The organism is Alicyclobacillus suci (assembly GCF_017329615.1).
Taxonomy (GTDB): Bacteria; Bacillota; Bacilli; order Alicyclobacillales; family Alicyclobacillaceae; genus Alicyclobacillus; species Alicyclobacillus suci.
Genome location: NZ_JAFMTW010000077.1, coordinates 1 through 6,743, shown reverse-complemented (window position 1 = coordinate 6,743; position 6,743 = coordinate 1). Strand labels below are relative to the sequence as shown.

Annotated in this window: 6 protein-coding genes and 1 pseudogene; all 7 read left to right on the top strand. The window is 51.5% G+C overall.

What is annotated here, in order from left to right:
* Positions 1-274 (top strand): annotated as a pseudogene (locus J3482_RS19170) (hypothetical protein); the annotation flags it as partial.
* On the top strand, positions 243-1,544 hold the full coding sequence (locus J3482_RS19165; protein WP_206922955.1) for a PBSX family phage terminase large subunit: 1,302 nt from the start codon (positions 243-245) through the stop codon (positions 1,542-1,544). The pseudogene J3482_RS19170 and the gene J3482_RS19165, both read left to right, overlap by 32 nt.
* A 15-nt stretch (positions 1,545-1,559) precedes the next feature.
* Complete coding sequence (locus tag J3482_RS19160; protein WP_206922954.1) at positions 1,560-3,131, top strand: phage portal protein; 1,572 nt, start codon at positions 1,560-1,562, stop codon at positions 3,129-3,131.
* A 58-nt stretch (positions 3,132-3,189) separates the two neighbouring features.
* Positions 3,190-3,858, top strand: a complete 669-nt coding sequence (locus J3482_RS19155; RefSeq protein WP_206922953.1) for a phage head morphogenesis protein — start codon at positions 3,190-3,192, stop codon at positions 3,856-3,858.
* Positions 3,859-3,987: 129 nt separating this feature from the next.
* Positions 3,988-5,550, top strand: coding sequence for a DUF2213 domain-containing protein (locus tag J3482_RS19150; protein WP_206922952.1), 1,563 nt, complete (start codon positions 3,988-3,990; stop codon positions 5,548-5,550).
* A gap of 14 nt (positions 5,551-5,564) precedes the next feature.
* Positions 5,565-6,104 (top strand): structural cement protein Gp24, encoded by a 540-nt coding sequence (locus J3482_RS19145; protein ID WP_206922951.1) that lies wholly within the window; start codon positions 5,565-5,567, stop codon positions 6,102-6,104.
* Between the two features lie 18 nt (positions 6,105-6,122).
* Positions 6,123-6,743: major capsid family protein (locus J3482_RS19140; RefSeq protein ID WP_206922950.1), on the top strand; the 621-nt coding region annotated here is incomplete at its 3' end.

Below are 6,743 nucleotides of genomic sequence, written 5' to 3'. Positions count from 1 at the left end.
AAAACAAGCGAACTTCTTGTCTGCGCAAGCGCGTGCGATGTCGGAGTTACGGTCAAGTATTAAGACGTTTCTTGAACTTGCCGATGAGTCTGATTTGCGGCGTCTGAGATTGCAACAGATGCAGAAGGACATCGAACTCAAGAACATAGAAATTGAGCGCGTGAAGAACCCGGGCGGCGAAGAACAAGAAGATGACGGATTTATGGACGCATTGCACGCAGAAGCAAGTGAGGTGTGGAATGATGGTGACAGCGACGGCGCCGAAGAAAGTTAAGCCTGCTGCATTCAAATTCCAGCCGTTCAGTCGCAAGCAGAAGCAAGTCCTCACTTGGTGGATGCGCGAGAGCCCATACCACGATATGGATGCCATCATATGTGATGGTTCTGTTCGTGCAGGCAAGACGGTAGCAATGTCTCTGTCATACGTGATGTGGGCCATGGAGACGTTTGATGGTCAAAACCTCGGTATGGCTGGGAAGACAATATCCGCATTGCGCCGGAACGTGATTATCCCACTCAAGCGTATGCTCAAGTCTCGCGGGTACATGGTCGATGAACACCTGACAAGCAACAGCATCACCATCGGGCGTAATGGCCGCTTGAACGAGTTTTACCTGTTCGGCGGCCGCGACGAGCGAAGCCAAGACCTCATCCAAGGTATCACGCTGGCTGGCATGTTTTTCGACGAGGTTGCGCTGATGCCTGAGTCATTCGTTAATCAGGCCACAGCGCGGTGTTCGGTTGACGGCGCGAAGTTCTGGTTTAACTGTAACCCGGCAGGGCCGTTTCATTGGTTCAAGGTCGGGTGGCTCGAGAAGCTGAAGGAAAAGAACGCGTTGCACCTTCACTTCACGATGGACGACAACCTGAGTCTCACCGAAAGAACCAAAGCGCGGTTCAAGAGCCTCTACACAGGGGTGTTCTATCAACGCTACATCCTAGGTCTTTGGGTAGTTGCGGAAGGCGCCATCTATGACATGTGGGACGACGAACTGAACACATTCGATGACGATGATATCCATCCAGCACTCAAGGTCATTGGAAAACGATATATCACCATCGATTACGGGACGCAGAACCCGATGGTATTCCTCGACTGCTACGACGACGGAGATACGCTCTGGATCATGAATGAGTATTACTACGACGGGCGCGCGCGAGGACGTCAGAAAGAGGACAGCGAGTACGCGGATGACCTTGAGAAGTTCATTGCTGATGGCCCCAAACCTCGATACGTCATTATCGACCCATCTGCAGCGAGTTTTAAGACTACTTTACGCAAACGCGGATTACATACCAAGGACGCCGACAACGACGTCATAGAGGGCATCCGCGCCATGTCCACAATGATTTACCTACGCAAGCTGCGTGTGCATCGTAAGAACTGCCCTAACTTCTTGATGGAGCGCGCTGCATATGTTTGGGATGACAAGGCTGTCAAACGCGGTGAAGAGAAGCCTGTAAAACAGTCTGACCATGCGATGGATGCATGCCGCTATCTAGTTAAGACGATTATTCCGCCGCGTCGATTACATGCCGCATAGAAAGGAGGTTTGGCTTTGTCAAAGGCACGTAGGCAGCGCAAACGGACGAGCCCTCCACCAAAGGGTTATACGACACCAGAAGGACTAACAAACGATCCTGCAACGCTTGAAATATTACGCCGGATGGTGACGCGTGACTCTTTCAGTAACCCGATGGCGCGTCAGGGATATGGGACACCGAACATATCGGAAGGTACCGAGTATCCACTCACCCGCCTGACAAACAACTACCAGCTTCTGAATAGCCTCTATCGTAACCATTGGGTCATCCGCAATGTTGTCGATACAATCCCCGAGGATATGACGCGTAACTGGATCAAGATTCGAAGTGAGTTACCGCCGGAGGACATCGACAAGATTAATCGCGTTTGGACAAAACGACGGTTCAAACAGCATATCTTGCATGGGCTTAAATGGGGCCGATTATACGGTGGCGCGCTTGGCGTCATGCTTATCGAAGGTCATGAAGACATGCTCGAAGAACCGCTGAATCTCGATGACGTCATGCCAGGGACGTTCAAGAATCTGTTCGTTATCGACCGATGGACAGGGTGTTATCCATCAGAGGAACTAGTAGATGACCTGAACAGCGTCGAATTCGGTCTGCCGAAGTACTATGAAGTTACATTTGACGACGGCAGTACGCAGAGAGTGCACTATACGCGCGTGATCCGCTTCGTTGGTCGCGAACTTCCCTATTGGGAGAAAATGGCTGAGGTTTACTGGGGCGCATCTGAAGTTGAGATTGTTTTTGATGAACTGAAAAAGCGCGATAACGTCTCATCAAACATCCTGCAGCTTACATTCATGGCGAATCTCCGTTTCATGAAAGTGAATGGGATTGATGCCGTGATGTCGCTCATGGATACAAGTGCTCAGAACGACTTGTATAACGTTTATGAGTCGCAGAACTGGCTAATGAGCAATGCGAGTATGCAGATCCTCGGCGATAAAGATGAGTTCCAGCAGTTTCAGTATAGTTTCGCCGGAATCAACGACATCTATCAAAGTTTCATGATGGATTTGTCAGGCGCCACGAAGATACCTGTTACAAAGCTGTTCGGGCGCTCTCCTGCCGGTATGAACGCGACTGGCGAGAGCGACATGCAGAACTACTATGAGACCGTCATGCAGGCGCAGGAGGCCGTTCTCGCGCCGGTGCTCGACAAGATACTGCCGGTTATATGTATGAGCGAGTTGGGGCACGTGCCTGACGACCTCGATTACGACTTCGAGCCCATCAACCAACCCGATGACCAAGAGGTAGCGGATTTGGTCGAAAAGAAGACGAACGCAATCATCGCTTTGTACAACGCAGGCCTGATATCTCAGAAGTCCGGCATGAAAGAACTCCAACAGATGTCCGAGTCAACGGGCATGTTCACCAACATCACAGATGAGGATATTGAGAATGCCGATGATTCTACATCACAAGGCGAGGTGATACCGCCAGATGCCTTCTCGTCGATCAATCCTATGGGAACCCAAGAGACGAATCGAACAGGAATACCGCAACGCAATCCGACAGGCGATGCGAAAACTTTCAAGTTTACTGACTGGTTTAGACGATCCAAACGAGATCATTAACCGTCTCTACAACGCCACCAACGATCCTTGGTTCCAACAATATGCTGAGGCCACAGCCATGAAGATGGTCACCCACCTATTCACGGATGCCGGACGAACATGGCGCCAAGCGGCTAAGGTGAATAGCAAAGGCGCGCTGATATACCAAGCGTTGATGGAAGAGATGAATGGCCCGCTCGGCGGCGTCCTGGCCGCTCAAATCCAGCGTAATGCGCAGTATATCAAGGATGTGCCAGCAGATATAGCTCGGCAGATGACAGAGCATATCATGTCTCAGTCGATGCAAGGCCTCAGGCATACAGACATCGCCAAGAACCTACAGCAATTGTTCCCGCACATGACAGACGTCAAAGCGAACCTCATCGCTCGTACAGAGACCGCGAAGACGGCCACGGCACTGACGCAGTCACGAAGCGAGATGATGGGTATTCAGTGGTATCGGTGGCGAACAAGCATGGACGACAGGGTTCGTGACAGCCACAAGATCATGAACAAGGTGCTTATTCCTTGGGATGCCCCTCCTAGCCCCGAAGAACTCCATAAAGAAGCGTCTGTTGGTACATATCATGCGGGATGCATCTGGAACTGTCGGTGCTACGCTGAACCGCTGATTGACTTGGATTTCATTGAGTGGCCGGCAAAGGTGTATCTCCATGGTTCCATTGAGGAGTTGTCTCGAAAGCAATTCGAGCGACTGTTGCCAAAAACTCAAGCCCAGGTTGTTTAGGGGGTGATGCCATTGACAGGCGGCGCAGACGCAACCCCACGATTGTAACTAGCCCTGATGATATGAGGGACGCCCCATGAAGCCCTACGGGGCTATTTTTTATGCCTTGAGAGGGGGTGAGAAAAATACATGAAGGCATACTTTGGTTCGCGAATCTCACCCAATATCACGCGTACCCGAGAGGGATTCCTCGTGTGTCACAACGTCCCTATTGCGCGGACAGGTTGGTATGAGTATTTGCCGCAGGAACTTGGTTTGGACGGCGACGGTGTGATCCAGGTTTATCGCCCTGAAGATGAGGTATTCGATGACAAAGCGATGGCCTCGTTTGAAGGTAAACCGCTCACGAACGACCATCCTCCGGAAGGTGTCGACCCATCGAACTTTTCGCAATATGCGAAGGGACATGCGACAAACATCCGGCGTGGTAAGGGCCAAGACGATGACCTATTGTTGGCCGACATTGTCGCAAACGATGAACAGATCATCAATGGCATTGTAAACGGCAAACGAGAGATCAGCGCTGGTTACGAATGTGACTACGAGCCAAACGACGATGGCACTTATACGCAACGGAATATCCGTGGCAATCACGTTGCGCTTGTGGACGCAGGGCGTGCTGGAGACCGCGTGAGAATCAACGATAGACGCCCTGCGCGAGATGCCAACAACGAAGCGGAAGAGGCATCCAAGAAGTATGGAATCGCGGTGAAAAAGGATGGCCACCGTTCGCCTCCTGAAGGTTATCCACGTGACCGCGAAAAGTATGCAGACCCCGTCAACTTTAAGTACCCACTAACCGGCGAGCACAAAGAGGCTGCCGTTGTTTACTATAACCGCCCCGGCGAACGCACTAAAGGTGAATATACGAATGAAGAGTGGTCAATCATTGGGCGGCGTATTGTGCACGCATTGGGCGATGGGTACGCGCTGAAAGATGGCAAGATCGTCACTCCCGACGAACGGGAACAACAGAAAGTGAGGGATTCAGGAATGAGTTTGAAAAAAGCACTCCGTAAGCCATTGCACGCTTCACGAGTACTAATGGGTGCGGGATGGAAAAGTTTCGTGAACGATGCCGATCCTGAAGAGATTGCGGATGCCATGGATGTGGTTGCAGAGGAACTCCATGGCGGCGACGACACCCCGACAGAGGAACAGAAGAATAATCAGCCAACCGGTGACGACGCTGAGGATCAGACAGACCTCGAAGAGTTGAAAAAGCAGGTGTCCGCTTTAACCGAGTTGGTGCAAAAGGCTTTGGCGCCAAAGAATGAAGATGAGGACCCGGAGAAAGCACTCGACGATGCCATTGCGCAAATGGAAGACCCAGAAACTACAGTCGACGAAGACGAAGAGTCACAAACCATCGAGTCACAGGATGAAGAAGGCCCAGTAACCGATCCTGAAGATCGTCCACAAAGCGGATTTAAGGCTGCCGATAGCGCCATGGCCGTTGCCTATCTCAAGGACATGAAAAAGGCCATTGCTAAGTTGAAGGATCCTGCCGAGAAAAAGATGATGGTCGACGCTGCTCTCAAAGCGGTTAAGGGTCGTCCAACTAAACCATCCAATACCTATCAAAAAATGACCAAGCCTAAGAAAGCTCAGGACAACAAGGTCACAGACATCTCTGAACTAGGTAAGCAGTGGATGAAGGCAAACAACCCTCACTATAAAAACCGCATTTAAGGAGGACTGAATACATGGCTAACAGTGGATTTTTCGTCATCGGCAAAACGCTGAACCTCGGTTACCCAGGTACTGTTTCCCGATTGGCAGACGCCATCATCGAGAACCGACCTGTGAGGTCTACTGACACTACTCCGATTGAGTTCGGCGCGCCGGTTGTGCTGAACAGCGACAACACATACTCGGCATTCGGAGCATCGAGTACTGCTGCGGATTTTGCTGGCATTGCTGTCCGTGAAGTCGTCCAAGGCACCAACTATTTGAACTCGTATACGACTGGTTCCTACGCACCGGGTCATCCATGTGATGTGCTCCAGCGCGGTTCTTGCACTGTTACCTGTACGGAAGGCACGCCACAAGCTGGGGCGCCCGTATACATCGTAACCGTTGCTGGTGATGGTGCAGTCAGCGAGGTTGGTAACTTCGTCGCAACGGCAACTCCTGCTGGCACTGGTTCAACGGCGGTAGAGTTAACCGGCGTTGTATGGAAGACAGGTGCACTTGATTCAAGTAACACAGCAGAACTCACTATCTTGAGCCGCCCAACGGCCTAATAGGAGGTAATGGAACGAATGGCACAAGCAATCAAATTACCCGAAAAGAGTTATACCGTGCCGGGGCTCGGCGGCGCATCAATGACGATGGACGCGGCGGCAATTGGTACAGGCCTGGCATTCCTGAATGCCGAGTTGGAGAAACGCGATCCACGCGTGATGGAACCACTTCAGAGTGTTACCTGGACGCGCGATATCCCGGTTCGCACGGGTGGCGGATGGGTCGAATTCACGACGCATTATGGCGTGGATTATCAGACCACAGGCGGTGAGAATTACGGTGTGGTCGGCGGCCAGACCAATGACATTCCGATCATCCAAGCAAACCTCGCCAAGCAAGTATGGCAGGTCTTCACCTTCTCCAACATCCTTAAGGTTCCGTTTGTGGATCAAAAGAAGTTGGAGGGCATCGGACGGTCCCTAAACGATATCTTGGACAAGGGCATCCGACTGAATTGGAATAAGTCCATTGACCAACTGGTTTATATGGGATATGAGCAATTCGGCACTACGGGCCTTGTCAATAACCCGAATGTCGCTGCTTCGGCTGCTGCTGAAGGTGCTTCTGGGTCTACGAATTGGACTAAGAAGACACCGCAGGAGATTCTGAACGACGTAAACGCTGGTATCGAGACCACG